Origin of the sequence: Exercitatus varius (assembly GCF_029577735.1) — a bacterium.
GTDB lineage: Bacteria > Pseudomonadota > Gammaproteobacteria > Enterobacterales > Pasteurellaceae > Exercitatus > Exercitatus varius.
On record NZ_JARQTO010000002.1, the window covers coordinates 121,083 to 148,003 of the forward strand.

The 26,921-nt window shown below is 47.1% G+C and carries 25 protein-coding genes; 17 read left to right on the plus strand and 8 right to left on the minus strand.

Features of this window, described 5'->3' with window-relative positions; all coding sequences use genetic code 11:
* Positions 1-64 precede the first annotated feature (64 nt).
* From fabG to P7M01_RS03210, 3 genes are all read left to right on the plus strand, one after another.
* Complete coding sequence (gene fabG / locus P7M01_RS03200) at positions 65-793, plus strand: 3-oxoacyl-ACP reductase FabG (RefSeq protein WP_202936872.1); 729 nt, start codon at positions 65-67, stop codon at positions 791-793.
* A gap of 228 nt (positions 794-1,021) precedes the next feature.
* The gene (gene acpP / locus P7M01_RS03205; RefSeq protein WP_202936873.1) at positions 1,022-1,252 is read left to right on the plus strand and encodes an acyl carrier protein; all 231 of its coding nucleotides are present in this window, start codon (positions 1,022-1,024) and stop codon (positions 1,250-1,252) included.
* A 240-nt stretch (positions 1,253-1,492) separates the two neighbouring features.
* Positions 1,493-3,160, plus strand: coding sequence for an anaerobic C4-dicarboxylate transporter (locus P7M01_RS03210; RefSeq protein WP_202936874.1), 1,668 nt, complete (start codon positions 1,493-1,495; stop codon positions 3,158-3,160).
* Between the two features lie 167 nt (positions 3,161-3,327).
* Here P7M01_RS03210 and P7M01_RS03215 read toward each other — a convergent pair whose 3' ends face one another.
* Positions 3,328-4,143, minus strand: a complete 816-nt coding sequence (locus tag P7M01_RS03215; RefSeq protein ID WP_317479944.1) for a Cof-type HAD-IIB family hydrolase — start codon at positions 4,141-4,143, stop codon at positions 3,328-3,330.
* A 245-nt stretch (positions 4,144-4,388) separates the two neighbouring features.
* Here P7M01_RS03215 and nhaA point away from each other — a divergent pair, with 245 nt between their 5' ends.
* Positions 4,389-5,561, plus strand: a complete 1,173-nt coding sequence (gene nhaA, locus P7M01_RS03220) for a Na+/H+ antiporter NhaA (protein WP_317480669.1) — start codon at positions 4,389-4,391, stop codon at positions 5,559-5,561.
* Positions 5,562-5,673: 112 nt separating this feature from the next.
* On the plus strand, positions 5,674-6,237 hold the full coding sequence (locus tag P7M01_RS03225; protein WP_202936876.1) for a manganese efflux pump MntP: 564 nt from the start codon (positions 5,674-5,676) through the stop codon (positions 6,235-6,237).
* A 148-nt stretch (positions 6,238-6,385) separates the two neighbouring features.
* Here P7M01_RS03225 and pnuC read toward each other — a convergent pair whose 3' ends face one another.
* Complete coding sequence (pnuC, locus tag P7M01_RS03230) at positions 6,386-7,111, minus strand: nicotinamide riboside transporter PnuC (protein WP_317476636.1); 726 nt, start codon at positions 7,109-7,111, stop codon at positions 6,386-6,388.
* 208 nt (positions 7,112-7,319) lie between these two features.
* Here pnuC and rapA point away from each other — a divergent pair, with 208 nt between their 5' ends.
* From rapA to rluA, 6 genes are all read left to right on the plus strand, one after another.
* Positions 7,320-10,190, plus strand: a complete 2,871-nt coding sequence (gene rapA, locus P7M01_RS03235) for an RNA polymerase-associated protein RapA (RefSeq protein WP_317480611.1) — start codon at positions 7,320-7,322, stop codon at positions 10,188-10,190.
* 330 nt (positions 10,191-10,520) lie between these two features.
* Positions 10,521-11,483: a TAXI family TRAP transporter solute-binding subunit gene (locus P7M01_RS03240; protein ID WP_317475625.1), complete on the plus strand. Its 963-nt coding sequence runs from the start codon at positions 10,521-10,523 to the stop codon at positions 11,481-11,483.
* Positions 11,484-11,644: 161 nt separating this feature from the next.
* Positions 11,645-14,275 carry a TRAP transporter permease gene (locus tag P7M01_RS03245; RefSeq protein WP_317483042.1) on the plus strand — a complete coding sequence of 877 codons (2,631 nt, stop codon included), beginning with the start codon at positions 11,645-11,647 and terminating at the stop codon, positions 14,273-14,275.
* Positions 14,276-14,284: 9 nt separating this feature from the next.
* Positions 14,285-14,710: a universal stress protein gene (locus tag P7M01_RS03250; RefSeq protein WP_202936880.1), complete on the plus strand. Its 426-nt coding sequence runs from the start codon at positions 14,285-14,287 to the stop codon at positions 14,708-14,710.
* Between the two features lie 98 nt (positions 14,711-14,808).
* Positions 14,809-15,756 carry a TAXI family TRAP transporter solute-binding subunit gene (locus P7M01_RS03255; protein WP_317482985.1) on the plus strand — a complete coding sequence of 316 codons (948 nt, stop codon included), beginning with the start codon at positions 14,809-14,811 and terminating at the stop codon, positions 15,754-15,756.
* 83 nt (positions 15,757-15,839) lie between these two features.
* Positions 15,840-16,499 (plus strand): bifunctional tRNA pseudouridine(32) synthase/23S rRNA pseudouridine(746) synthase RluA, encoded by a 660-nt coding sequence (gene rluA, locus P7M01_RS03260; protein WP_317479947.1) that lies wholly within the window; start codon positions 15,840-15,842, stop codon positions 16,497-16,499.
* Between the two features lie 19 nt (positions 16,500-16,518).
* Here rluA and P7M01_RS03265 read toward each other — a convergent pair whose 3' ends face one another.
* The gene (locus tag P7M01_RS03265; RefSeq protein WP_317482986.1) at positions 16,519-17,577 is read right to left on the minus strand and encodes a glycosyltransferase family 9 protein; all 1,059 of its coding nucleotides are present in this window, start codon (positions 17,575-17,577) and stop codon (positions 16,519-16,521) included.
* Between the two features lie 73 nt (positions 17,578-17,650).
* Between P7M01_RS03265 and P7M01_RS03270 the strand changes: the two genes are divergently transcribed.
* Complete coding sequence (locus tag P7M01_RS03270) at positions 17,651-18,388, plus strand: 3-deoxy-D-manno-octulosonic acid kinase (protein WP_317482987.1); 738 nt, start codon at positions 17,651-17,653, stop codon at positions 18,386-18,388.
* A 47-nt stretch (positions 18,389-18,435) separates the two neighbouring features.
* Here the strand turns inward: P7M01_RS03270 and P7M01_RS03275 are convergent, their stop codons facing one another.
* The 4 genes from P7M01_RS03275 to nudC all read right to left on the minus strand — a co-directional run bounded on the left by P7M01_RS03275 (position 18,436) and on the right by nudC (position 21,409).
* Positions 18,436-18,711, minus strand: a complete 276-nt coding sequence (locus P7M01_RS03275) for an HU family DNA-binding protein (protein WP_202936884.1) — start codon at positions 18,709-18,711, stop codon at positions 18,436-18,438.
* Positions 18,712-18,861: 150 nt separating this feature from the next.
* The gene (locus tag P7M01_RS03280; RefSeq protein ID WP_202936885.1) at positions 18,862-19,446 is read right to left on the minus strand and encodes a YjaG family protein; all 585 of its coding nucleotides are present in this window, start codon (positions 19,444-19,446) and stop codon (positions 18,862-18,864) included.
* Between the two features lie 9 nt (positions 19,447-19,455).
* Positions 19,456-20,520 carry a uroporphyrinogen decarboxylase gene (hemE, locus tag P7M01_RS03285; RefSeq protein ID WP_317482988.1) on the minus strand — a complete coding sequence of 355 codons (1,065 nt, stop codon included), beginning with the start codon at positions 20,518-20,520 and terminating at the stop codon, positions 19,456-19,458.
* 88 nt (positions 20,521-20,608) lie between these two features.
* Positions 20,609-21,409: an NAD(+) diphosphatase gene (gene nudC, locus P7M01_RS03290; protein WP_317482989.1), complete on the minus strand. Its 801-nt coding sequence runs from the start codon at positions 21,407-21,409 to the stop codon at positions 20,609-20,611.
* Positions 21,410-21,659: 250 nt separating this feature from the next.
* On the opposite strand from nudC, the gene P7M01_RS03295 reads away from it, so the two are divergent.
* Positions 21,660-22,991 carry an NAD(P)/FAD-dependent oxidoreductase gene (locus tag P7M01_RS03295; RefSeq protein WP_317476366.1) on the plus strand — a complete coding sequence of 444 codons (1,332 nt, stop codon included), beginning with the start codon at positions 21,660-21,662 and terminating at the stop codon, positions 22,989-22,991.
* Positions 22,992-23,156: 165 nt separating this feature from the next.
* Here P7M01_RS03295 and P7M01_RS03300 read toward each other — a convergent pair whose 3' ends face one another.
* On the minus strand, positions 23,157-23,297 hold the full coding sequence (locus tag P7M01_RS03300; protein ID WP_317480604.1) for a hypothetical protein: 141 nt from the start codon (positions 23,295-23,297) through the stop codon (positions 23,157-23,159).
* Between the two features lie 26 nt (positions 23,298-23,323).
* Between P7M01_RS03300 and corA the strand changes: the two genes are divergently transcribed.
* The 4 genes from corA (at position 23,324) to mnmE (ending at position 26,916) form a co-directional block, all read left to right on the plus strand.
* Positions 23,324-24,271, plus strand: a complete 948-nt coding sequence (corA, locus tag P7M01_RS03305) for a magnesium/cobalt transporter CorA (protein ID WP_202936890.1) — start codon at positions 23,324-23,326, stop codon at positions 24,269-24,271.
* Positions 24,272-24,443: 172 nt separating this feature from the next.
* Entirely contained in the window at positions 24,444-25,013 is a 570-nt protein-coding gene (locus P7M01_RS03310; RefSeq protein WP_317483043.1) for a YggT family protein, read from the plus strand.
* A 45-nt stretch (positions 25,014-25,058) separates the two neighbouring features.
* Complete coding sequence (yggU, locus tag P7M01_RS03315) at positions 25,059-25,355, plus strand: DUF167 family protein YggU (protein WP_202936891.1); 297 nt, start codon at positions 25,059-25,061, stop codon at positions 25,353-25,355.
* A gap of 202 nt (positions 25,356-25,557) precedes the next feature.
* Positions 25,558-26,916 (plus strand): tRNA uridine-5-carboxymethylaminomethyl(34) synthesis GTPase MnmE, encoded by a 1,359-nt coding sequence (gene mnmE, locus P7M01_RS03320; RefSeq protein WP_317482990.1) that lies wholly within the window; start codon positions 25,558-25,560, stop codon positions 26,914-26,916.
* Positions 26,917-26,921: the final 5 nt, after the last annotated feature.

Consider the following 26,921-nt stretch of genomic DNA (forward strand, 5'->3'; position numbering starts at 1 on the left):
GCCCGTTAATGATTCAAATAAATGGCGGGTGATCAACCCGCTCCAGCAAAGAAGGAAAACGGACATGCAAGGTAAAATCGCATTAGTGACGGGCGCAACCCGCGGCATTGGTAAGGCTATTGCAGAGGAGTTAGCGTCAAAAGGTGCATTTGTTATCGGTACGGCGACTTCCGAAAAAGGTGCCGAAACCATTTCCGCTTATTTAGGCGAACGGGGCAGAGGCTTAGTGTTAAACGTTGCCGACAGTAATTCCATTGATTCCGTGTTAGAACAAATCAAGAAAGAACATGGCGATATCGATATTTTAGTCAATAATGCCGGCATTACCCGTGATAACCTGTTAATGCGCATGAAAGACGACGAATGGTTCGATATTATCCAAACGAATCTGACTTCCGTTTATTATCTTTCGAAAGCCATGTTACGTTCTATGATGAAAAAGCGTTTTGGTCGTATTATTACTATTGGTTCCGTTGTGGGCTCAATGGGAAATCCGGGCCAAGCCAACTATTGTGCAGCCAAAGCGGGTTTAATCGGTTTCAGCAAAGGTTTAGCGAAAGAAGTGGCGTCACGCGGCATTACGGTCAACGTGGTTGCTCCGGGCTTTATCGCGACGGATATGACGGATGTTTTAACGGATGAACAAAAATCCGGTATTCTGGCCAATGTGCCGGCGGGACGTTTAGGTGAACCGAAAGATATTGCCAAAGCCGTTGCATTTTTAGCTTCTGATGATGCAGGCTATGTCACCGGTACGACATTGCACGTAAATGGTGGGTTATACATGGCGTAACCCGAAAAATTCCGGTGAAAGCATAGCCAAAATGAAAGGGATTTGTTAGAATCGTGCAGAATATGTAATTCGGTTACGTATAGTCGGTTTTATTTAATCGGTGTTTTGAAAAAGTGCGGTCAAATTTTTTGTGGTTTTACCACTGAAAGAAATGGCTTGCAACTTTTGAAAAAATGCATACACTATTAACTCTATCGCATTGTGCGAGAACTACAATAGGAAACAAAAATGAGCATTGAAGAACGCGTAAAAAAAATCATTGTTGAACAACTTGGCGTTAAAGAAGACGAAGTAAAATCTGAAGCTTCATTCATTGAAGACTTAGGTGCGGACTCTTTAGACACTGTTGAATTAGTAATGGCTTTAGAAGAAGAATTCGATATCGAAATTCCTGATGAAGAAGCTGAAAAAATTACGACAGTTCAATCAGCGATTGATTACGTTCAAAACAATCAATAATTTCGAAATTAAGGCGACGGTTAAGTCGCCTTAATTATTTTTATTCCGACGTTTCTGCCTATTTTCGTTTCATTAGTTCGCTTTTAACATTTTATTAACTTCCTTTTTTCCCCTCTCAAATAAAATATTTTTAATTTGTTGACTTAGAACAAAGATTGATTAAATACCATTTATTGAGTAGTGCAATTAATGCTAGGATCGGCACACCTTAAATTGGTAATAATGATATTTGGAGTTTATATGGATTTTTTGATAAATCTAAGTGAAGGTACGCAATTCACAATTCAACTTGCGATTGTGCTTATCTGTTTGTTTTATGGTGCAAGAAAAGGCGGTATTGCACTTGGGATGTTAGGCGGCGTCGGTTTAATCGTTTTGGTATTCGGTTTCGGGATTGAACCGGGTAAACCTGCGATTGATGTGATGCTGACAATTTTGGCCGTGGTGGTCACTTCGGCAACATTGCAGGCCAGCGGCGGTTTGGATGTAATGTTACAAATTGCTGAAAAAATGTTACGTCGCAATCCTAAATATGTGAGTATTCTTGCGCCGTTTGTTACTTGCTTTTTGACCATTCTTTGCGGTACGGGTCATGTTGTTTATACTATGTTGCCAATCATTTATGATATTGCGATTAAAAATAACATTCGTCCTGAACGCCCGATGGCGGCAAGTTCTATTGCCTCTCAAATGGGGATTATCGCTTCTCCGGTTTCCGTCGCTGTGGTGACATTAACCGCTTTCTTAGTGAATGCCAAAACACCGTTAGCCGGATTCGACGGTTATCTTGATTTATTGAAAGTCACCGTTCCTTCAACTCTTTGCGGTATTTTAGCGATCGGTATTTTCAGTTGGTTCCGCGGTAAAGATTTAGACAAAGACGAAGTATTCCAAGAAAAGCTGAAAGATCCCGAATTCAAAAAATACGTTTATGGCGACAGCGCTTCTTTATTAGGTAAAAAACTGCCTCAATCAAGCTGGAATGCCATGTGGATCTTCTTTGGTGCGATTTTAGTGGTTGCGCTGTTAGGTTATTTTAAAGATTTGCGCCCGGCTTTCGATAAACCGGTACCGGCTCAGGTTGTTGAAATTGTATCCGCCGATCAAACGGTGAAAAGCATCAACGTGAAAGACGGTAAAATTGTCGCGACGGCGCAGGACGGCAAAGTGGCGATTGACGTGAAAGAAAATAAAGGTAAAGCTAAAACCGCTTATAATGCGATTGAAATTTATGATGATAAAGGCGTGTTAACGCAAACCTTATCCGTACAGGATAATAACGTGGTGATCACCGCGGGCGATCAATCGGAAACCATTGCTAACGCCTCAATTGCGTTGAAAGATACCATGAAGAAGAAAACTAACCTCAGCATGGTTAATGTTATTCAAATTTTCATGTTATTGGCCGGTGCATTAATTGTTATCTTCACGAAAACCGATCCGGGTAAAATCAGTAAAAATGAAATTTTCCGCTCCGGTATGATTGCGTTAGTGGCCGTATTCGGTATTTCCTGGATGGCGGAAACCATGTTTACGGTTCACACGCCAATGATGAAAGCCGCGCTTGGTGATGTGGTGAAAGCGCATCCTTGGACTTATGCCGTGATGTTGTTATTGATTTCTAAATTCGTAAACTCACAGGCGGCGGCGTTAGTGGCGTTCGTTCCGTTGGCGTTAAGTATCGGTGTGGAACCGGCCGTTATTCTGGCATTCGCTTCCGCTTGCTACGGTTACTACATTTTGCCGACTTACCCGAGCGACTTGGCGGCAATCCAATTTGACCGCTCCGGCACGACCCATATTGGTAAATTTGTGATTAACCACAGTTTCATCATGGTCGGTTTAATCGGTGTGGTGACGGCATGTATTTTCGGTTATCTCTTCACAATGATGTACGGTTACCTTTAATCGATAGCCAACAATAAAAGAAAAGTGCGGTCAAATTTGGCCGCATTTTTTATGTTTGACGTTTCCCGTCTCGACGGAAAATTTTATGGGAAAAGTGCGGTCGGATTTTTGTGAGTTTTTTGAGAAAAATGTGCAAATCGAATGACGACTTGCGCGGAATGAGGTAATTAAGCTTCAATCAAGCCGGATTTCACCAGAAAATTGTATATTCCGTCTTGTTCGATGTGATCCGTCACATAATCCGCCACGTCTTTCAGTTGCGGGTGCGCATTCCCCATTGCTACGCCGACACCGACGGTGTTAAGCATTTCGAGATCGTTTAAACCGTCACCAAATGCCATCACGTTATCCATGGACAAACCCAAATAATCAACCACGGCGCGAATTCCCCGCGCTTTGGAACCTTCCGCATCGAATAAGTCGACAGAATCTTTGTCCCAACGCACTACGCGCAATCCGTCTAAAATTTGCGCATCCGCAATCAGCTGATCCTGCGTTTCATCATAAAACGGCAGTAACTGGAAGACTTCATTGGATTTAAAGTAATCTTTATCCACAATATAATCCCGCAGAATAGGATCCAATGCCGATTTTTGTTGCGGTGTGATGCCGGAAACCGCGATTTTTTTATCGGAAACAAAAGCATATTCAATGCCGTGGGCGTCAAAAAAGTCCACCAGAACCTGAATTTTTTCGGTGGGAATGGTGTGTTTTTCAATGAAATGATCTTTATAAACCGCTAATTGCCCGTTCATAGTGACAAACAAATCGATCGGTTCCTGCGCAAGTAACGCCCGGAGTTTTAACGGCAAGCTGCAACGGGAACGTCCCGTGGCAATGGCGGGAATAATGCCGTTGGCTTTCAATTTCCGGATTGCGGGTAAAACCGAATCGGGTAAGTAATCTTTGTGTTTAACGATAAGGGTTTCGTCAATATCGAAAAAGACGATTTTAATTTTGTCGCGCAGGTTTGGTACCATCATAATGGCCTCGGAAAACGAATAAATGTACTCAAAAAATTTTCCGCAATTTTACACTATTTTGACAGGGTTTAGGCAAGAGAATGAGGGGCATTGTTTGCAGGAAATTTATTTAACTCAATGGAATTGCCGCTAAATCCGTATTTTTTGAAATAGGCCGAAGATCTATTTTTGTTACGAAATTGCAACAAATTTGACCGCACTTATGCTAGGATGACGTTCCATTTGATTGTTCGTTTTGGGAGGGAATTTTGCAATTTTTACAGCGTTTTTTAAAATTGGAATCGGCGCCGGGTATTCTATTATTCATTTTTGCCGTTTTGGCGATGATGTTGGCCAATTCGCCGTTAAAATCCCATTATTTTGATTTTCTGGATATTCCTATTGCCATACGGGTGAGTAGTTTTGAAATCAATAAAACCTTAATTCACTGGGTGAACGATGGCTTCATGGCGGTGTTTTTTGTGTTGGTGGGCATGGAAGTGAAACGGGAAATGGCGGAAGGTTCGCTGGCAAGCTATCGACAAGCGATTTTCCCGGCGTTGGCCGCCGTGGGCGGCATGATCGTGCCGGCATTAATTTATGCTTTTATTACCCATTCTCACGCGGAACTGGCAAACGGTTGGGCGATTCCGATGGCGACCGACATTGCTTTTGCCCTGGGAATTATCGGGTTGCTCGGTTCGCGCGTTCCGTTGCCACTCAAAGTGTTTTTGCTGGCGCTTGCCATTATTGACGACTTAGGCGCCATTGTGGTGATTGCGCTGTTTTACTCGGAAGAATTAAGCATGCCGGCGCTCATGGTCGCCGTCTTCGCTATTGCCGGCTTGTTAACGTTAAACCGTTTGAGAATGGGACATCTGTGCGGTTATTTGCTGTTTGGCACCATTTTATGGGCGTCCGTGTTGAAATCCGGCGTACACGCTACATTGGCGGGAGTGATCATCGGTTTTTGCATTCCGTTGAAAGATCGCGAAGGCAATAGTCCGTTACATATTTTTGAACATGCGATGGCGCCTTGGTGTTCTTTTTTCATTTTACCGTTGTTTGCTTTCGCCAATGCGGGGGTATTTCTGGGTAGTGTAGATTGTAGTCTGGTTTTATCCGCTCTGCCGATGGGCATTGCGTTAGGTTTATTGATCGGTAAACCTTTAGGCGTATTCGGATTCAGTTTTCTGGCGGTGAAATCGGGGCTGGCAAAATTACCGGAAGGCACGAATTTCAAACAGATTTTTGCCATAGCCGTTTTATGCGGTATCGGCTTTACAATGTCCATGTTTCTGGCCAGTCTGGCCTTTGAAGGCGAGAGCGACAGCGCTGTGAATACTCTTTCTCGTTTGGGCATTTTACTGGGATCTTCTGTTTCCGCTCTTATCGGTTATCTGATACTGAAAGCCGTTACCCAACCGGTGAAAAATTAATTTTAATAAAAAACACGAGTGTGAGGCTCGTGTTTTTTAATATTTATTTGATCTATTACATCCGTTTTCAAACAGAAAAGTTTATAATAACTTTTTCATTTTTGGATTTAGCATGTCTTATTATACATTGTGGGTGATAGCTTTCGGGCTGTCCATGGACGCATTTGCGGTTTCCGTCGGTAAAGGTCTCACGTTAACGGATTTCTGCCTGAAATTTGCGTTAAAAATTGCCTTCTGTTTCGGGATGTTCCAGGCGTTGATGCCGTTGCTGGGATATTACGTGGGCTCGCATTTCAGCAATTACATTACCGAATTCGATCATTGGATTGCCTTTGTGTTGCTGTGTGTAATCGGCATCAATATGATCAAAGAATCTTTCAGTGAGGAAGACGGCGACGACGACCCGTTCGATTTCAGTTGGCGTCATTTAATCATGTTGGGCGTGGCAACCAGCATTGATGCGCTTGCCATGGGCATTTCCTTTGCTTTTTTGAACGTGAATGTATGGCAGGCGGCGGCCGTGATCGGGCTTACCACGGCGCTGCTTTCCGTATTCGGTTTAAAAGCGGGACATTGGCTCGGCGACAGAATCCGCAAACAGGCGGAATTGTTAGGCGGAGCGGTTTTGATCGCAATGGGGATAAAAGTGTTGATTGAACACCAGGTTTGGGGTTAAAAAAACAGGCCGAAAATCGACCGCACTTTAACGGCGTTTTAACTTGCGCGCCAAAAGTGCGGTCAAAAAAATCGAAGTTTTTTTGAAGTCGGCTTGCCGGATTCACTCCGCCGGGGAGCCAATTATTTAAAACAAAGCGGATGAATTTTTAATCGTTTTGATGGCGTTTCACCAACTGGGTCCAGTTGTAATAACCGTAAATGGAATTACAGAAGTACATGATATACATCACTAACAGCGGCAGACTGGTGTCGCCCGTTTTGGAATACATGCCGATCCATAATGCGATGGTGAGCGCGTTCACGATAATCCATAACGCCCATTGTTCGCGATAACGCAACATCATCAGCACCTGCGCCACAATGGACACCACAACGGTAACGCCGTCCAGCTCCGGAAATGCGCTATTCAAACGGGTTAGCAGCTTAATGTAGCTATAAGTGCCGACTAACACCACGGCAATGACGATTAACCATTGTTTGAAGTTCAGCGCTTTGGCGATAACTTCCTCCACGCCGTCGCTATTCACCGTATTTTTGTTGGTCATATGTTTACGCCACAAATAAAAACCGATAAATTGAACCGGTACATATACCAGCAAATTCAGCTGCATTTCGCCGTAAAGCCCGAAAGTGTACGAGGTGTACGCGTAAAGAGAGACGCTGATGAGCCCGAACAAATAGTTGCTGATCTTGCCTTTTCCTACAAATACCACACATAAAATTCCCGTGATGGCGGCGATGGTGGCAATCCAGCCGTCGGGTTGAATGGCGAAAATAACCAGTTGAATAGTCAGGAAAAAGCACAGCCATAAGGCTTCGAATTTGGTCCAGCCGCCGAAAAATTCGTCTTTCAGTTTTGCGGTCAAGCTCATAACAGGCTCCTTGAAAATGAGGTAGGAATAAAAATCGATTGATTTTTGCACCGCACTTTTTTTATGTCAAGGATAAATTATATTTTTTGAAATTTAATTTGATTTTATCGATTATTTGTAAAGCATATTATACATAAAAGGACGGTTTGATTTTTCCGGAAGACTCGCTAAAATAGCCGCCTTTTTGATATTTAACAGGTGAAATTTTATGCCGTTTGCAATCGGTCAGCGTTGGATAAGCGAAAGCGAAAATAATCTGGGATTGGGAATGATTACCGAGGTGAACAGCCGCACGGTGACGATCTTCTTCCCCGCCGCCGACGAAACGCGGATTTATGCCGCGGACGGCGCGCCGCTGACACGCGTGCTGTTTAATGCGGGCGACACGGTCACTCACCGGCAAGGCTGGCAAGCGCAAGTGATAGAAATTACGGTCAATAATTTGACCGCACTTTATCTGGTTAAACGGCTGGATAACGGTGCAGAAGCGGTGCTGAAAGAAATGGAGCTCGCTCATCAAATCAGCTTCAGCAAACCGCAGGATCGCCTGTTTGGCGCGCAAATTGATCGTAGCGACCGTTTTGCCTTGCGTTATCAGGCGTTATTGCATCAACAGGCGCAGTTTCAATCGCCTTTGCGCGGGTTGCGCGGCATTCGGGCGGGATTAATTCCCCATCAGCTGCATATTGCGAAAGAAGTGGGGCAACGCCTTCATCCGCGCGTATTGCTGGCGGACGAAGTGGGGTTGGGGAAAACCATTGAAGCGGGCATGATTTTGCAGCAACAAATTTTCGCCGGGCGGGCGGACAGAGTGCTGATTATTGTGCCGGAAACCTTGCAACATCAATGGCTGCTGGAAATGTTGCGTCGTTTCAATTTGCATTTTTCCTTGTTTGACGAAGAACGGGCGGCGGATTTTGCCGCGACGGAGGAGCAGGACGAACGCAATCCTTTCGACAGTGAAAACCTGATTATTTGTTCGCTGGATTGGCTGATTTCCCAGCCTAAACGCGGGGAACAGGCATTGCGGACGCAATTCGATTTACTGATTGTCGACGAAGCGCATCACTTGGCATGGACGCCGGAAGCTGTCAGTCCGGAATATCGGCTGGTCGAAGGCTTGGCGAAACGGATTCCATCCGTCCTGTTGCTAACGGCGACACCGGAACAATTAGGCCTGCAAAGCCATTTCGCGCGTTTAAAATTATTGGATGCGGATCGTTTTTATGATTACGACGCGTTTGTTGCCGAACAACGGCATTATCGGCCGGTAGCGGAGGCGGTGCAAACCCTGTTGGCGGAGAAACCGTTAAGTGCGGTGGAAAAAAATGCGATTTCCGATTTATTGGCGGAACAGGATGCGGAGCCGCTGTTTAACGCGTTGGACAGCCGGAATGAAACGGAAAAAGCCTTGGCTCGTCAGGAACTGATCAGCAGTTTGATTGATCGCCACGGCACCAGCCGCGTGCTGTTCCGCAATACGCGCCGAGGCGTGAAAGGTTTTCCGCGCCGGGTTTATCACCAAATCAATCTGGCGCCGCCGGAACAATATATTCAAGCGAGCTGTTTGCCGGGAGAAAATCCGGAACCTTTGTTTGGCAATAAGGAACAGGGAAACAAATGGTGGAATTTCGATCCGCGCGTGGAATGGTTGATCACTTTTTTGAAAAATCAGCGTCATGAAAAAGTGCTGGTGATTTGCCGGCAAGCTCAAACGGCGGTTCAGCTGGAACAGGCGTTGCGCGAAAAAGAAGGTCTTCGCAGCGCGGTTTTCCACGAAAATTTATCCGTTATTGAGCGGGATCGGGCGGCCGCTTATTTTGCTGATCAGGAAAACGGCGCCCAGGTTTTGTTAAGTTCCGCTATCGGTTCCGAAGGGCGAAACTTTCAGTTTGCCTGCCGTTTGGTGCTGTTTAATTTGCCGGAAAATCCGGATTTATTGGAACAATGTATCGGGCGTCTGGATCGTATCGGGCAGCAGCGGGATGTTCAAATTTACGCGCTCTGTTTCGCGGATTCACCGCAAAGGGTGCTGGCGGATTGGTATCATCAAGGGTTAAATGCGTTTGAAGAAACCTGTCCGATGGGCGCGGCGTTATTTGAAAAGTGCGGGCAAAAATTGCGAAGTTTTTTGCAACATCCTACCGAATCGGCGGGCTTTGATAGGTTCCTGAAGGAAACTGAGAAGCTGCGTTTGCAGCTGAAAAGGGAATTGGAAGAGGGACGCGATCGGTTGTTGGAACTGAATTCAAACGGCGGTGAGGCGGCGCAACGGCTGGCCGAGGCGATTCGGGCGGAAGATTACGATACCGAGTTGGTAAATTTCACCCTGAATCTGTTTGATGTTATCGGCGTGGAACAAGAGGATTCGGGCGAAAAATCCATTGTGATTACATCGACGGGCACCATGTTGGTGCCGGATTTTCCTGGGCTGAAAGAAGACGGTGTGACGGTAACTTTTGATCGCGAGCTGGCATTAGCCCGGGAAGAACTGGAATTTTTAACCTGGGATCATCCGATGTTGCGTAACGGTATTGATTTGGTGGTTTCCGGCGATATCGGTAAAACGGCGGCGTCATTGCTGATTAACGACAAATTACCGCCCGGCACGTTGCTGCTGGAATTGATTTATGTGGTGGAGAGTCAGGCGCCGAAAGGCTTGCAGCTTAACCGTTTCTTGCCGCCTACGCCGATACGCTTGTTGTTGGACGGTAAAGGTCGGGATTTGGCGGCGCAAGTGAGTTTTAGTCGGTTGGAAAAACAGTTGAAGCCAATGGATAAACATGTGGCGAATAAAATGGTGAAAATAATCCGCCCGAATATCGAAAAAATGCTGGTCATGGCGGATCAACAGGTTGCCGAACGGGCAAAAACGGTGATTGCAGCGGCGCAACAACAGGCGGATTCGGCGTTAAGCCATGAGCTTAATCGCCTGAACGGACTGAAAAGTGTCAATAAAAATATTCGTCAGGATGAAATTGACGGCCTGGAAACGCTGCGTATCCAATCTTTGGCGACACTGGCGAAGGCGAATTGGCGGCTGGACAGCTTACGCGTGATCGTGAGCAACAAATCGTGATTTTTTGATTTTATTGTCTTGGCCGGGATTTTCGTCATCTTGGGAAAGTTGCGTTAAACGCTTTTTAAATTCATATGGCTTATATTTTTATTCAAAAAAATTAAAAATTCTTATATTTTCATCGTTTGATTGAGGGTTTTAATTAGAAAAAATCAAAAAAACAGGTGAAAACTGAAGAATCTTTAATGTCGCATAATTTTATTTCTCAGGGTATTGCAACCGTTTGCTTAAATCTGATATATGTAGCAACACGTCGGCGAAATATTTTGCGCTTCGCCGGCGTAAACACAACATAATCCGATTAAAAGCGCTTATCATGGAGTGCATCCTATGAAAAAATTATTTAAACTCTCTCTTGTCGCCGGCATTGCTTTAGCATCGCTAAATGTTCATGCCGAAGAAAAATTCATCACCATCGGAACCGGCGGTCAAACCGGCGTGTATTATGTGGTGGGTCAGTCTATTTGTCAGTTAGTGAATCGTGATACGGCGAAAACCGGTGTGAAATGTAATGCGCCTTCAACCGGTGCTTCCGTGGCGAATCTGAACGCCATTGCCGATCATCAAATGGATATGGGAATTGCCCAATCCGACTGGCAATATCATGCCTATAACGGTTCAAGTTCTTTTGAAGGTAAGAAAAACGAAAAATTACGTGCCGTTTTCTCACTTCATCCTGAACCGTTTACATTAATGGTGCGTGATGATTCTGGTATCAAATCTTTTGACGATTTGAAAGGCAAACGTGTGAATGTGGGCGATCCGGGCTCGGGCACGCGCGCCACTATGAATGTTATTCTGGCGGCTAAAGGCTGGACGGATAAGGATTTCAAAGTGGCTTCCGAATTAAAACCGGCGGAAATGGCCTCTGTCATGTGTGATAACAATCTGGACGCGATTACCTATAATGTGGGCCATCCGAACGGGGCGCTGAAAGAAGCGGCGGCTTCCTGCGATTCTCATTTGGTGCCGGTAACGGGCGAGGCTATCGATAAACTGGTGGCGGATCATTCTTACTATGCGAAAGCCGTGATTCCGGGCGGATTATACAAAGGCACGGACAATCCGGTGGAAACTTTCGGGGTGTATGCGACATTGGTGACCTCTGAAGATGTGGATGCGGATAAAGTTTACGCGGTAGTGAAAGCGGTGTTCGATAATTTTGACCGTTTCAAACGTTTACATCCGGCTTTTGCCAACCTGAAACAGGAAGAGATGATCACCAACGCCTTATCCGCACCTTTGCATGAAGGCGCCGTCCGTTATTACAAGGAACGTGGCTGGATTAAATAAAAAACTTTCGTTTTTTTTACCGCACTTTTTCTTGATTTCGGCGCGCTGTGCGTAGCTATCAACGTAAAAGTGCGGTCGTTTTTTTGTTATTTTTTTCTCCTTGTCGCTCGAATCGGTTGCGGGGAGTGTTACTTGGAAGGAACCTGTCTATGTCAGCAGATATGTCAGCCAAAAAATCGATTGATTATGATGATTTACAGGACATGGTGGCGTCAAATGATGCCGGGGGGCGCACGCCTCGCGGTTTTGCCAAAAAACTCATTGTTGTCACCGCCATTCTGTGGTCCGTTTTTCAACTTTATTACACCTCGCCGCTGCCTTATTGGCTGCAGGAAGTGTTAACCCATCACGGGTGGGATATTAATGTGGTGGTGGACGACACCAAAGCGCGCTCTATTCATCTGGCGTTTGCTTTGTTTCTTGCGTATCTGTCGTTTCCGGCCTTCGCCACTTCACCTAAGCAGCATATTCCGACGCTCGACTGGATTCTAGCGGTGGGTGGCGCATTTTTAGGGGCGTATTATCTGTTTTTCTATGAAGGATTAGTGAAACGTTTCGGTGCGCCGAATCTGCAGGATATTATTGCGGGCTGTTGCGGCGTGTTGTTATTGCTGGAAGCGACCCGTCGCAGTTTGGGCTTGCCGTTGGTGGTCATCGCCGTCGTGTTTTTGTTGTATAACTTTTTCGGCCAATATTTGCCGACGGATTGGATTATCAGCCATCGTTCCGGCTCGCTGTCTCAAATTGTCAACCAGCAATGGATTACTACGGAAGGCGTGTTCGGCGTGGCATTAGGGGTTTCGACCAAATACGTGTTCCTGTTCGTGTTGTTTGGCGCATTGCTGGATAAAGCGGGCGCCGGCAATTATTTTATTAAAACCGCCTTTGCTTATCTCGGACATTTAAGCGGTGGTCCGGCGAAAGCGGCGGTCGTCTCTTCCGCCTTAACCGGCTTGGTTTCGGGTTCTTCCATTGCCAATGTGGTGACGACCGGGACCTTCACGATTCCGATGATGAAACGTGTGGGCTTTACGCCGGAAAAAGCGGGCGCCGTTGAAGTCGCTTCTTCGGTAAACGGTCAGCTTATGCCGCCGGTCATGGGCGCCGCCGCCTTCCTGATGATCGAATACGTCAATATGCCTTACAGCGAATTGATCGTTCATGCCTTTTTGCCGGCGCTTATTTCGTATATCGCCTTGGTTTATATCGTCCATATTGAAGCCTGCAAAATGGGGCTGAAAGGCCTGCCGAGAACCGATCCGCCAAAACCTCTGCTGATGGTGCTGATTCGTGTGCTGGCGTCGTTTCTGGTGATTTGCGTAACCTATTTTATTCTCGAATTTTGCTTAGGCTGGATTAAACGTGTGGCGCCCGATTTTTCGTTCCTGATTGTCAGCGTCTTATTATTTGCGGCATATTTATTGCTGATTCGCCGTGTGGCCCGCTTTCCGGATTTAGAACCGGATGATCCGAATGCCAAAATCGCCGTCTTGCCGTCCGTGAAGCCGACGGTTAATGCCGGTTTGCATTATTTGCTGCCGGTGGTGGTGTTAATGTGGTGTCTGATGATTGAACGTATGTCTCCGGGTTTGTCTGCGTTCTGGGGGACTTTGGCGTTGGGGATGATTTTACTGACGCAACGTCCGCTGCTCAGCTTGTTCCGAAAAAATCACGAAAATCTGCCCGCACTTTTCCGTCAGGGGCTGCGGGAATTGATTGACGGTTTGGAAGCCGGCGCGCGAAATATGATCGGGATCGGTATTGCCACCGCGACCGCCGGTATTATCGTCGGTTCGGTGTCGCTGACGGGATTCGGCGTACAGCTGGCTAGTATCATCGAATATCTGTCCATGGGCAATATTTTGTTGATGTTGATTTTGGTGGCGATATTCAGTTTGATTCTCGGAATGGGATTGCCGACCACAGCGAACTATATTGTGGTGTCTTCGCTGATGGCGTTGGTGATTATTGAAGTGGGGAAACAAAACGGGCTCATCGTGCCGCTTATCGCCGTGCATATGTTCGTTTTCTATTTCGGGATTATGGCGGACGTCACGCCGCCGGTGGGTCTGGCGTCCTTTGCCGCTGCGGCAATTTCGGGCGGCAGTCCGATTAAAACCGGGGTGGAAGCCTTTTATTACAGCCTGCGTACCGCTATTTTACCGTTCCTGTTCATCTTCAATACGGATTTATTGCTGATTGATGTGGGCTGGGCGAAAGGCATATTGATTTTCGTCGTGGCGGTTATTGGGATTATGGCCTTTACCGCCGCCAGCATGGGGTATTTCTTCCGTTTCAACAAACGTTGGGAAACTCTGTTGCTGTTATTTGCCGCGTTTACGTTGTTCCGTCCGGGATATTTCATGCAGTATATTTCGCCGACGGAGCGGTATATCGAACCGGCGAAACTGGTGCAGGAAATCGGGCAAACGCCGGTGGGACAAAATCTCACCATTAAAGTGGCGGGTGTAAATCCTTACGGCAAGCCTATCGAATTTTATTCGCAACTTAGCGTTCCGGAAGGAAAAACAAGTGAAGAACGCTTGGAAAATCTTGGCTTAACCTTGCTGGATACCGGAGAAAAAATTGAAATTAACGGAGTTGAAACGCCAAAAATCCTGATTGATAATGTCACCCTCGATTCGCCTGCGGCCAAAGCCGGTCTGAATTGGGATCAAACCGTTATCGAAGTGGCGGTGCCGCAAAATTCTTTAGCGAAAGAATGGATGTTTATTCCCGCTTTGTTATTGATTGCGGGCATTGTCTGGAATCAGCGCCGTCGTCCGGAATAGGAGCCGAATATGTATAAAAATTTATTGATTGCCATTGATTTAAATAACCTTGATAGCGCGAAATATGTGGTGGACACTTGTTTGAAACTGACGGCGCACGAGGAGAATCCCGTATATCGGGTGGTGACGATTATCGAGCCGATGGACGACAGTTTTATTTCCGCTTTTTTGCCGAAAAATTTTGATAAATCGGTGGTGGAAGAAGCCAACAAGGCGCTGCATACTTTTACGGAAGCCAGTTTTCCGAAAGGTGCGAAAGTGCAACATATTGTAGCGCACGGCACGATTTACGAAGAAATCAATCGTATTGCGGAAGAGAAAAACGTGGATCTTATCGTGATGCTTGCCAGCAGCAAACCCAATGCTGCGGGTCTGAGCACCAATACGGTGAAAGTGGCGCGGTTCTCGGATAAGCCGATATTGGTTTTGCGGTGATCCAAGTGCGGTCAAAAATTCTTTCGTTTTTTTGACCGCACTTTTACTGATTTTCATCAAGCGTTTCCCGATAAGCGCAGTTTAAGAAGGACGTATTCATGAAAAAATTCGCGAAGTTTACCCTGTGGGCGGGATTGTTGTTAACGGCGTCGGTGCAGGCGAAAGACGCTGTGACGATCGGCACGGGCGGGCAAACGGGTGTTTATTATGTGGCGGGGCAGTCCATTTGCCAGTTGGTGAATCGTTACGACGATTTGGTCTGTAAAGCCCCCTCTACCGGCGCTTCATTAGCCAATTTGGACGCCATCGCCGATCAATCTCTGGATATGGGCATTGTGCAATCGGATTGGCAATATCACGCCTATCACGGTTCGGATGTCTTTGCCGGCAGAGCTAATCCGAAATTGCGCGCGGTGTTTTCCTTGCATGCGGAACCTTTTACCGTGATGGCGCGAGACGATGCTAAAATCACCGCTTTTGACGACATCAAAGGCAAACGGATAAATATCGGTGATGCGGGTTCAGGAACACGCGCCACGATGAATGTGATTATGCAGGCGAAAGGCTGGACGAACGATGACTTCCGCATGGTAACGGAATTGCAGCCGGGCGAACTTGCCGGCGTGATTTGTCGTAATTATCTGGATGTCATTACTTACAGCGCGGGCAATCCGAACGGCACTTTTAAAGAGGCTGCCAACGAATGTGAAACTCATTTAGTGCCGGTAACCGGTGCGGAAATTGATAAATTGGTGGCGGAATATCCTTATTATGCCAAAGCGGTTATTCCGGCTAAAACTTATAAAGGAACGGATAATCCGGTGGAAACTTTCGGGGTTTACGCCACGTTGGTGACATCGGAAGAGGTGCCGGCGGACAAAGTGTATGCCGTGGTAAAAGCGGTTTTTGACAATTTCGATCGTTTCAAACGCACTCACCCGGCGTTTGCTCACCTCAGCAAGGAAGAGATGATTCGCAATGCTTTGTCGGCGCCGTTACATGAGGGCGCGGCGCGTTATTATCGCGAACAGGGTTGGCTAAAATAATTCTGACGGTATAATGTCAGGCATTTTGTGGTTGCAATCGTGTTTTTTCGTCGGAAAAAACACGATTTTACTTTTTTATTATTATGGCATTAATTGAATACAATCCGCCCCAAACGCCCTATTTGAACGTTGTTTATCACGATAATCACATGCTTGTGCTGAACAAACCCAGCGGGCTATTGTCCGTACCGGGCAATCAGCCGCAGTATTATGACAGCGCCATGAGCCGCGTGAAAGAAAAATACGGATTTTGCGAACCCGCTCACCGCCTGGATATGGCAACCAGCGGCATTATTCTGTTCGCCATGAGCAAACTGGCGGACAGCGAGCTGAAACGTCAGTTTCGCGAACGGCAAACGAAAAAATTTTATCAGGCGTTGGTGTGGGGACATGTTAAACCGGACAGCGGCACAGTGAATTTGCCGCTGATTTGCGATTGGGAAAACCGCCCGCGCCAGCGCATTGATTTCAATTCGGGCAAAAGTGCGGTCACAAAATTTGAAGTTTTAGAACGTTTGCCGAATAACAGCACGCGGGTGAAGTTAACGCCGATTACCGGCCGTTCCCACCAATTACGCTTACATATGCTGGCGTTAGGACATCCTATTTTAGGCGACAAGTTCTATGCTCATCCGCAGGCGAAAGCCATGGCGCCGCGTTTGTATCTGCATGCGGAAAGCTTAACCGTTAATCATCCCGTTACGGGAGAATCCATAAGCTTTCATTGCCCGGCGGATTTTTAATCAAAACCGCGTAGGCGAATTAAAAACCTAATTGCCGCAGTTGCGCAATAACCGCGTCCGCCTGAATTTTCGCCATCAGATTCGGCGTTTTCAGTTTGGTCGCCCAAGGCAGTTCTGAGGAAGGTTTGCCGAATTCCTTGCGGGCATTTTGTTCGTAAACGGACACCACGTTCGCCAAGTTATGATAAGGCCCGGTGCGCCAAGGGTTATGATAAGCGTATAAACCGATAACCGGCGTGCCCGTCATGGTAGCAATGTGTGCCGGCCCGCTATCCGGCGCGATAACCGCATCTGCTTGTGCGATCAGCGCGACCAATTCCGCTAAACTGGTTTTTCCGCAAGCGTTTGTCGGCTGAAAATCGCAAAGTGCGGTAATTTTTTCCATCATTTTTACTTCGCGAGGCGCCGCCGAACCGCAAAGTACGACGTGCATGTTGCGGGAATGGGCATAATTCGCTACCGTCGCATAGCCTTCCGGCGACCAGTCTTTTTCCGCTTTGCTTGAACAAGGGGCGATAATCAGATTTTTCTGATTTGCGCTTAAAAACGCCCGCACTTTTTCATTGGCTTGCGGCGGCAGGGTTAACGACCAGCGCGGGGCGAACGGCGGCACGCCGATTTCCTGCGCGAAGGCCATAAAACCGTCGAGCACATGAGGACTCCGCGGATCCTGAATGCGATGATTAACAAAAAATTTCTGTCCTTCCCGGCTGCGTTTTTCGCCGAAACCGATTTTATATTTGGCTTTAATGCCAAGGGACAGCACAGACGCTCGCACTGCGGTCTGCATATTGAGCAATGCGTCAAATCGTTGATTTTTCAGCTTTTTCCATAAAGCCAACAAGCCTTTCCAACCGCTTTTCTTATCGTACACTTCAAAATGAATGCCCGTTGACACGGCGGATAACAAAGCGTTTTCCGCTTTTCCGACGATCCAGGTTATTTCGCATTTCGGATAGAACCGTTGAATTTCCTGCACTACGGCTAAAGCGTGGGTAACGTCGCCGATAGCGGAAAGGCGCAGGATGCAGATGGATTCGGGCGGATTATCGGAACTGAATAACGGTTTGCGAGGCATAAGGCTTCCTAATATTTTGCGGTTGCCGGTTATTTTAAAGTAGAATAGCACGATATGCTACAAGGAGTTGAAAATGCTCGAAGTTCGACAAAACCATTGTTTTTATCTGTTTAACTGGGATGAACCTTATGAGGAACAGAGCCGTTTTTTTTCGCCCGAATTCTGGCAGGAACAGGATCGTATTCTGGGTTCGGCGCAGGGGCGGGGAACCACGTGGTTTTTGCGGACGGCCGATTTGTTCGGCGTGAATGCCGCGTTGCGTCATTATTATCGCGGCGGCTTCTGGGGCAAAATCAATAAAGATCGTTATACTTTCACCTCGTTGGAACGAACCCGTAGTTTTGCGGAATTCCGTTTGTTGCAGCGTCTTTATCAGGCGGGGCTGCCGGTGCCGAAGCCGTTGGCGGCGAAAGTGGAAAAGCTGCCTTTAGGCGGATACCGGGCGGATATTCTGACGGAAAAGATCGAAAATGCTCAAGATTTGACCGCACTTTTGCAAACGCAAACTTTGTCGGACGCTGCATGGCGCCAAATTGGCGGGCTGATTCGTCATTTACATGATTTACAAATCTGTCATACGGATTTAAACGCGCATAATATTTTGGTGCAACAGTCTGGAGCGCAGGAAAAATATTGGCTGTTGGATTTCGATAAGTGCGGTCAAAAATCGGAAGATTTTTGGAAAGCGCAAAATCTGGCGCGCTTGAAACGTTCTTTTTTGAAGGAAACGGAACGGATGGGAATTCGTTTCACGGAGGAAAATTGGACGATGTTGCTGCAAGGTTACGGAGTTAAATCCTTGCAGGCATAAAAAACTCTACCGCTAGGGTAGAGTCTTGAAATCCGTCAGATCAAAGATTAGCCGTTAACTTCGTCTTTTAATGCTTTACCTGCTACGAATGCAGGCGCTTTTGATGCGGCGATTTTGATTTCGGCACCGGTTTGCGGGTTACGACCGACACGCGCTTTACGTGCGTTCACTTTGAATGTACCAAAGCCGATTAATTGTACTGCTTCGCCTTTTTTCAAGCTTGCAGTGATTGCGTTTAAAGTTGCTTCTAATGCTGCTTTTGCATCTTTTTTCGTTAAGCTTGCCGCACTTGCAATAGCATCAATTAAATCCGTTTTGTTCATAAATGAGTACCTTCTTTATTGTATTTGAACTTAGTTCTTTACCTGGTGGGGTAAAGTCTTAACATTAAGTTATAACTGTTGAACAGCATGCATAGCTTAATCTAACTTTTCCAGAAAGCAAAGCGTAATTATGCAATTTTTTGTAAATTTTTAGATTTCAATCCCAATATTTGAAACTCCGGTCGTCCGGATTTCATTTTTCAGGTCTAAAATTACGCTAATATTGCGTTCTTCGCATTCGTTTAAAGTCCGATAGATTTGCCATTGCACATCCAACTCGTCTGTAATTTCGACCGCATTTTTTAAATCTTGTTCATTAAAATTTCGATTTTCTTGCGTTTCCAACACTGTAATGACGGTTTGAATGGAAAGCTGACTGACGCGAACCGCATGTTCCAGACAGAAACCCGCAATCAGGCCGTGCAGCAGTTCGGATAAGGCTTCGCAGGCATCTAACGCGGGCACTACGCCGAAGAATTCATAATCGTTGACATCGGGAATAATATTTTCCAGCTTTTCCAGTTGGTTTTCGAAATTAATTTTGGCGCCTTTCACGGTGAGAGATTCCCACACCAGATTCAAAATATTTTGATAAATCTTGGCATTTTCCGCTTGTTCGGTAACCTGGCAGAACAGCTGATAATTCGGATACATCCGTTCGCACAGGCACGCCATGAACGTGAGATGCTGCCAGGTTTCAAAATGTTCCAGCCGTTTGTGAATCGGATTTCTCATAGCGCGTCCTTATTTATGATAGGCTTTGGAATATGCATGAACGGCATCCACGAAAATTTTCGGGTTTTCCACCGGTACATCCTGATGAATGCCGTGTCCCAGATTGAACACATGTCCGCTGCCGTTGCCGAAATCCGCTAAAATAGACCGCACTTCCTGTTGGATACGTTTCGGCTGCGCATATAAAACCGAAGGATCCATATTGCCCTGCAGCGCCACTTTGTGGCCGATTCTGGCTTTTGCTTCCGCTAAGTTGACCGTCCAATCCACACCGACGGCGTCACAACCGCTGTTTGCGATTTGTTCCAACCACAAACCGCCGCCTTTGGTGAAAAGGGTAACCGGCACTTTGCGCCCTTCGTTTTCGCGGATTAAACCGGCGACGATTTTCTGCATATATTGCAGGGAAAAATCAAGATAATCGCGATGCGCCAACACGCCACCCCAGGTGTCGAACACCATCACCGCTTGCGCGCCGGCCTTAATTTGGGCGTTCAGATATAAAATTACCGCTTCGCTGACTTTCTCCAGTAATTTATGCAAGGTTTGCGGATCGCTGTACATCATTTTTTTGATTTTGGTGAAGGTTTTGCTGGAGCCGCCTTCTACCATGTAAGTGGCTAATGTCCATGGGCTGCCGGAAAAGCCGATTAACGGCACCTCGCCGTGCAGTTCGCGACGAATGGTGCGCACCGCGTTAATCACGTATTGTAACTCCGTTTCGGGATCCGGAATCGGCAGGTTTTTCACCATTGCCGCATTTTCGACGGGACGGGCGAATTTCGGCCCTTCGCCTGCACCGAAGCTTAAACCGAGTCCCATGGCGTCCGGCACGGTTAAAATATCGGAAAACAAAATAGCGGCGTCCAGATCGTAACGGCGCAGCGGTTGCAGCGTGACTTCACAGGCTAACTCCGCATTGCGGCATAAAGACATAAAATCGCCCGCCTGTGCGCGGGTGGCTTTATATTCCGGCAGATAACGTCCCGCCTGGCGCATCATCCATACCGGCGTGCAATCTACCGGTTCGCGCAATAGGGCGCGGAGGTAACGATCGTTTTTTAATCGGCTCATGCTGTTTCCTTAAAAAATCTTCAAAAAACTGACCGCACTTTGCGGTAAAGCGCGGTCATTATAAAGGGAATTTCGAGGGTTTGCGATCTTATTCTTTTATTTCCGCCCGACGACAGATGTTTAAGGTCGCGTTGATTAATTTTAACGCGATCGTGCCTTCCGGCGGCAATTCGGGCAAGGGTTGATCGCAATGGAACCAGCGGGCGTCATGCAGTTCTTCTTTCTGCAAACGGATTTCTCCGCTGTCGTAATCCGCCAGAAATCCCACCATTTGCGAATTCGGGAACGCCCAGGGCTGGCTGCCGAAATAACGAATGTTTTTCACTTTCAGGCCGGTTTCCTCAAACACTTCCCGTTCCACCGTTTGTTCGAAACTTTCGCCGATTTCGACAAAACCCGCCAACGTGGTGTACATGCCGGTGCCGCCGTTTTTCGGCATGTGGCGGATATGGTTTGCCAGCAGAATTTCTTTGCCTTTGCGCACCGCTACGATAATGGACGGGCAAATCACGGGATAACTACGATAACCGCAAGCCTGACATTGCACCGCCCATTCGTCGCTCGCCATTTCGGTTTTGTGTCCGCATTTGCCGCAGCGTCGATGGGTTTTCAGAAAATAATTCAGTTCCACGCCGCGGTTAAGCAGGTAGAATTTTTCTTCGGAAAGGCGCAACAGCGCGCGCAAAGCCGTCCATTCCCGTTGTTCGGCGGGATCTTCTTCCACCACAAATAAGGGATGGCCGTCCCATTCGCCGATTCGGGCGGCGTGACGGTGAGTTAAATTTAACGATTCTGCGGTGCCGAAAGGCAGATTGTTGTCGGGAAAATAAATATCCTGATCTACGTGAATCAACCAGAATCCGCAGTCCCGGGTTTGAATTGCGTTCATAAAATCCTCATAAAACTGCCCGCACTTTTGAAGTGAGTGTGGGTAAACGGGCGTTTATTTTTCGTAAAATGTTGTGACGAACGTTCAATTTTGTCAAGGTTCACGGAGATTTTACGGAAAATAAACAAGTTCGTTTATTATAGTCTTATTTTTATTCCGACTGAATCCTTTCAAATTTATTGGTGCTTAATTTTTAAATAAATATTATAATTGTTAAAATTTTGTTTAATTTGTCTTGATAGGAAACTTTATGAAAAACATTGTCATTGTCGGAGGCGGCGCCGGCGGGTTAGAGCTGGCGACTTTTTTAGGACATAAACTGGGGCGTAAATCCCGCGCCAACGTCACCTTAGTGGATCGCAACCAAACTCACCTGTGGAAGCCGTTATTGCACGAAGTGGCCACCGGCGTGCTGGATGCGGAAACCGATGCGGTGAGCTATCGTGCGCACGCTTATAATCACGGCTTTCATTTTGAACAGGGTTCGATTAATCGAATCGATCGCACCAATAAATATGTAGAACTGGAACCCGTGTACGGACAGGACGGCGATATGATCGTGGTGGCGCGCCGTATTCCTTACGATTATTTGGTGTTGGCAATCGGCAGTAAATCCAACGATTTCAAAACCAAAGGCGTAGCGGAGAACTGTATTTTCCTGGACTCTCCGGATCAGGCATTGCGTTTTCAGCATAAAATGCTGGAACTGTTTCTGAAGTTTTCCGAAAACAACGCCCTGGCGGAAATCGGCGAAGACGACAGCAAGCAGTCTTTAGTGCAGGAAGATAAAGTCAATATCGCTATCGTAGGCGGCGGCGCGACCGGCGTGGAATTGTCCGCCGAATTATTCAACGCCACTCAGCATTTGTCTTCTTACGGTTACGGCAAAATCGACGCCGGACATTTGCGCGTAACCCTGATTGAAGCGGGCGATCGTTTATTACCCGCTTTGCCGCAGCGAATTTCGGATTCGGTGCGCAAGGAGCTGGAAGAGCTGGGCGTTACGGTGAAAACCGGCACCATGATCACGGAAGCCACTAAAAACGGTTTGCTGACCAAAGACGGCGAAGAAATCAAAGCCGATTTAATGGTATGGGCGGCGGGTGTGCGCGTTTCCACCGTTACTCAGCGATTTGACGGTTTGGAATTGAACCGCATTAACCAAATCTGCATCAAAAACAGCTTGCAGACCACGGTGGACGACAGCATTTTCGCCATCGGCGATTGTGCGTATTTATTGCAAAAAGACGGTACGCCGGTGCCGCCGCGCGGTCAGGCGGCGAACCAGATGGCGACGGTATGCGGGCAGAATATTGTGGCGCTGTTTGATAATAAACCTTTGAAGGATTTCAGTTATTTCGATAAAGGTTCGCTGGTGTCGTTATCCAAATTTACCGCGTTGGGCAATATTACTACGGGCAAGAAAACCTCCATGACCATCGAAGGCCGTTTGGCGCGTTTAGCCTATATTTCTCTGTATCGTCTGCATCAGCAAAAATTACACGGTTGCTTTAAAACCGGATTAATCATTCTTATCGGACGTTTGAATCGTTTCATCCGACCGTCGTTGAAGCTGTATTAATCCGTCGCGAAAACCGACCGCACTTTTAAATTTAAAATGTAAAAAGTGCGGTCAAATTTTTGCTAATTTCTTGACGAATAAGGCTTTCGGGCGTATTATGCGCTCGATTTTTCTACTAGAGGACACACACTTTGGACAGTCACAGTCGATACCGACTTAAATTTTTTATATAAACTGTCGCCCGTCTTTTGACTTATCGGCGACAAGTTCGCGGATAAGCCTTTCCGCCTTAATTGGTATCCTTTTATTCGTTTTGCCGCCGATATGCCGCCGGAAAAATGATTTTTGTTCACTTTGTTTGTTCATACCGTTCCTGAAAGGAGTATGACAAAATGATTAACGCATTTGCACTTGAAAATGCACGCCTTACCCGTTTGGATGAAGAGAATATTGCCCTTGATACGGCAATTTGGCTGGATTTGGTCGAACCGACGCCGGAAGAGCGTGAAGAATTGCAGGAAGGTCTGGGACAAAGCCTGGCTTCGTTTTTGGAATTGGAAGACATTGAGGCGTCAGCCCGTTTTTTTGAGGACGAAGACGGTTTGCACCTGCACTCGTTTTTTTATTGCGAAGACGAAGATGATTACGCGGATTTGGCTTCCGTGGCGTTTACTATTCGCGACGGACGTTTATTCACCCTGCGTGATCGCGAATTGCCGGCTTTCCGCTTATATCGCATGCGTTCGCGCTATCAGCGTTTGGACGAATGTAATGCCTATGAAGTGCTGCTGGATTTGTTCGAAACCAAAATCGAGCAGCTGGCGGATGTGATTGAAACCGGTTATGCGGATTTGGAAAAATTAAGCCGCGTGATTTTAGACGGTAAACAGGGCGAAGCCTTTGATGAAGCGTTAACCACTTTGACGGAGCAGGAAGATACCAGTTCCAAAGTGCGTTTGTGTCTGATGGATACGCAACGCGCGTTGAGTTTCCTGGTGCGTAAAACCCGTCTGCCGGCGAATCAGTTAGAGCAGGCGCGCGAAATTTTGCGCGACATCGAATCCCTGCAACCGCATAACGAATCTCTGTTCCAGAAAGTGAATTTCCTGATGCAGGCGGCAATGGGTTACATCAACATTGAGCAGAACAAAATCATGAAATTTTTCTCGGTGGTGTCCGTGATGTTTCTGCCGGCGACGCTGGTGGCGTCCACTTACGGCATGAACTTTGATTTTATGCCGGAATTGCATTTTAAATATGGCTATCCGATGGCGATCGGGTTAATGATTGCCGCCGCGCTGGCGCCGTATCTTTATTTCAAACGTAAAGGCTGGCTGTAATTCGACGTGCGGTCACAAAATGAACGTTGGCTTTGCCGACGGTCCCTTGGGGAGCAATCTTTTTAAGGATTGCGAATAAAAACTTCATGATTTTTGCCCGCACTTTGCTTGAATTTTGCGGATTTCGCCTCCATTTACCGCATTAAAGTTTAGAAAAAGGAACGTTATGCAATTGAATTCCCTTCAATATTTATTGAATACCGCCATCGGTATTTACAGTCTGATCGTGATGTTGCGCATGTGGATGCAATACAGCCGGGCGGATTTTTATCATCCTATTTCGCAAGCCGTGGTGAAATGGACGGATCCGGCGCTGAACCCGCTGCGCAAAACGTTTAAAGCGCGCAAAGGCATTGATATTGCCGCGTTGGTATTCGTTTTTGTGTTGGGTATGGTGAAATTGCCGTTGTTGCTGATTCTGGGCGGCGATTGGACGATGGATTTCATCACCAATAATCTGCTCGCCTTGTTGCTGCTCGGCGTGCTGAGTATTGTCCGCGCATTCGGCGAAATGATTTTATACGTCATTTTTATCGGCGCGATTCTCAGTTGGTTCCGTCGCGGCAATGATCCGCTCAGCTATCTGCTGTATCAGCTGGGCGAGCCCGTGTTGTCGCCGATTCGCCGCCTGTTGCCGAAAACCGGCATGATCGACTTTTCGCCGATGGTGCTGGCGTTTATTCTATTCTGGCTGAACCGCGTGCTGTGGGATCTTGCGCCGACCATCTGGCAATGGGCGTAAAACGGGCATAAAGTGCGGTCAAAAAATGAAAGGTTTTTTGAGTTCATGAACGCAGTAGAACAAACCGAACAAGGCATTCGTTTACGCATTCTGTTGCAGCCGAAAGCCAGCAAAGACGCGATTATCGGTTTGCACGACGAGGAGCTGAAAATTGCTATTACGGCGCCTCCCGTTGACGGTGCGGCGAATGCGTATTTGATGAAATATCTCGGCAAAGCCTTTAAGGTGCCGAAAAGCGCCATTCAACTGGAAAAAGGCGAGCTTAACCGCCACAAACAAGTGTTTATTCCCGCGCCTAAAGCGATTCCCGAAGTGGTGCGGCAGTTACTGGAAAATCTCTGAAAAAGCATCATGACGATGCTTTTTTGTTATAATTCGAACGAATTTTTACTCTCAATCGCCTGTAGGCGATTGCTTGCTCCTTCGGAGCCGTTGGTAGAGCCAACGTTCAAAATACTAAAGTATTTTTTGACCGCACTTTTATTGCGTTTCCGTTGTTTGCGGGCGGATAAATCGGCGGGAACTATTTTTTAAGAAGGTATTGATGAAAGAAACGATTGTAGCGCAGGCCACACCTATCGGACGCGGCGGTGTCGGCATTCTGCGGGTTTCCGGCCCGTTGGCGAACAAGGTGGCGAAAGCCGTTGTGGGTAAAGAATTGAAACCGCGGCTGGCCAATTATCTGCCGTTTCAAGATACAGACGGCACCACGCTTGATCAGGGCATCGCGCTGTTTTTCCAATCGCCGAATTCCTTCACCGGTGAGGACGTGTTGGAACTGCAGGGGCACGGCGGGCAAGTGGTGCTGGATTTGCTGCTTAAGCGTATTTTGCAGGTAAACGGTGTGCGTTTAGCGCGTCCGGGCGAATTTTCCGAACAGGCGTTTTTAAACGATAAGCTGGATTTAGCGCAGGCGGAAGCCATTGCGGATTTAATTGACGCCAGTTCCGAACAGGCGGCGCGTTCGGCATTGAAATCGCTGCAAGGGGAATTTTCTAATAAAGTCAATCAGTTAACCGATGGCGTTATTTATTTGCGCACTTATGTGGAAGCGGCCATTGATTTTCCCGATGAAGAAATTGATTTTCTGGCGGACGGCAAAATCGAAGGGCATTTGAACGAGATTATCGCGCAGTTGGAACGCGTACGAGCCGAGGCCAAACAAGGTTCCATTTTACGCGAAGGGATGAAAGTGGTGATTGCGGGGCGGCCGAATGCCGGCAAATCCAGTTTATTAAATGCGCTGGCGGGACGTGAAGCGGCGATCGTTACGGATATCGCCGGTACAACGCGCGACGTGTTGCGCGAACATATTCATATCGACGGCATGCCTTTGCATATTATTGATACGGCCGGTTTGCGCGATGCCACGGATGAAGTGGAGCGCATCGGCATTACGCGGGCGTGGAATGAAATCGAACAAGCGGATCGCGTGTTGCTAATGCTGGACGGCTCGGATCCGGACAGCCAACAGCCGGCTAAAGTGCGGTCGGAATTTTTAGCAAAATTGCCGCCGCATATCCCGGTTACGATTATTCGCAACAAAACGGATTTAACCGGTGAAGGCGAAGGTATTTCGCAGGAAAACGGTTTTACGGTAATTCGTTTGTCTGCTCAAACCCGACAAGGCATGGATTTATTGCGCGAGCATTTAAAGCAATCTATGGGCTACCAAACCGGCAACGAAGGCGGTTTTCTGGCGCGGCGGCGGCATCTGGAGGCCTTAGAAAAAGCCGCGTACCATTTGCAGCAAGGGCATGTTCAACTGACGGAATTTCACTCCGGCGAGCTGTTGGCGGAAGAGCTGCGCATGGTGCAATCCCATCTCAGTGAAATTACCGGACAATTTACTTCCGACGACTTGCTGAGCAATATTTTCAGTTCGTTCTGTATCGGCAAATAACGGAT

Coding starts and splice junctions, on each gene's coding strand:
- P7M01_RS03210 (WP_202936874.1), top strand. CDS start 1,493: ATGGATTTTTTGATAAATCTAAGTGAAGGTACGCAATTCACAATTCAA.
- P7M01_RS03300 (WP_317480604.1), bottom strand. CDS start 23,297: ATGAACAAACAAAGTGAACAAAAATCATTTTTCCGGCGGCATATCGGC.
- P7M01_RS03270 (WP_317482987.1), top strand. CDS start 17,651: ATGCTCGAAGTTCGACAAAACCATTGTTTTTATCTGTTTAACTGGGAT.
- acpP (WP_202936873.1), top strand. CDS start 1,022: ATGAGCATTGAAGAACGCGTAAAAAAAATCATTGTTGAACAACTTGGC.
- hemE (WP_317482988.1), bottom strand. CDS start 20,520: ATGAGCCGATTAAAAAACGATCGTTACCTCCGCGCCCTATTGCGCGAA.
- yggU (WP_202936891.1), top strand. CDS start 25,059: ATGAACGCAGTAGAACAAACCGAACAAGGCATTCGTTTACGCATTCTG.
- P7M01_RS03295 (WP_317476366.1), top strand. CDS start 21,660: ATGAAAAACATTGTCATTGTCGGAGGCGGCGCCGGCGGGTTAGAGCTG.
- corA (WP_202936890.1), top strand. CDS start 23,324: ATGATTAACGCATTTGCACTTGAAAATGCACGCCTTACCCGTTTGGAT.
- pnuC (WP_317476636.1), bottom strand. CDS start 7,111: ATGAGCTTGACCGCAAAACTGAAAGACGAATTTTTCGGCGGCTGGACC.
- P7M01_RS03245 (WP_317483042.1), top strand. CDS start 11,645: ATGTCAGCCAAAAAATCGATTGATTATGATGATTTACAGGACATGGTG.
- P7M01_RS03275 (WP_202936884.1), bottom strand. CDS start 18,711: ATGAACAAAACGGATTTAATTGATGCTATTGCAAGTGCGGCAAGCTTA.
- P7M01_RS03250 (WP_202936880.1), top strand. CDS start 14,285: ATGTATAAAAATTTATTGATTGCCATTGATTTAAATAACCTTGATAGC.
- P7M01_RS03280 (WP_202936885.1), bottom strand. CDS start 19,446: ATGAGAAATCCGATTCACAAACGGCTGGAACATTTTGAAACCTGGCAG.
- P7M01_RS03240 (WP_317475625.1), top strand. CDS start 10,521: ATGAAAAAATTATTTAAACTCTCTCTTGTCGCCGGCATTGCTTTAGCA.
- rluA (WP_317479947.1), top strand. CDS start 15,840: ATGGCATTAATTGAATACAATCCGCCCCAAACGCCCTATTTGAACGTT.
- P7M01_RS03225 (WP_202936876.1), top strand. CDS start 5,674: ATGTCTTATTATACATTGTGGGTGATAGCTTTCGGGCTGTCCATGGAC.
- rapA (WP_317480611.1), top strand. CDS start 7,320: ATGCCGTTTGCAATCGGTCAGCGTTGGATAAGCGAAAGCGAAAATAAT.
- nudC (WP_317482989.1), bottom strand. CDS start 21,409: ATGAACGCAATTCAAACCCGGGACTGCGGATTCTGGTTGATTCACGTA.
- P7M01_RS03255 (WP_317482985.1), top strand. CDS start 14,809: ATGAAAAAATTCGCGAAGTTTACCCTGTGGGCGGGATTGTTGTTAACG.
- P7M01_RS03265 (WP_317482986.1), bottom strand. CDS start 17,577: ATGCCTCGCAAACCGTTATTCAGTTCCGATAATCCGCCCGAATCCATC.
- fabG (WP_202936872.1), top strand. CDS start 65: ATGCAAGGTAAAATCGCATTAGTGACGGGCGCAACCCGCGGCATTGGT.
- mnmE (WP_317482990.1), top strand. CDS start 25,558: ATGAAAGAAACGATTGTAGCGCAGGCCACACCTATCGGACGCGGCGGT.
- P7M01_RS03215 (WP_317479944.1), bottom strand. CDS start 4,143: ATGATGGTACCAAACCTGCGCGACAAAATTAAAATCGTCTTTTTCGAT.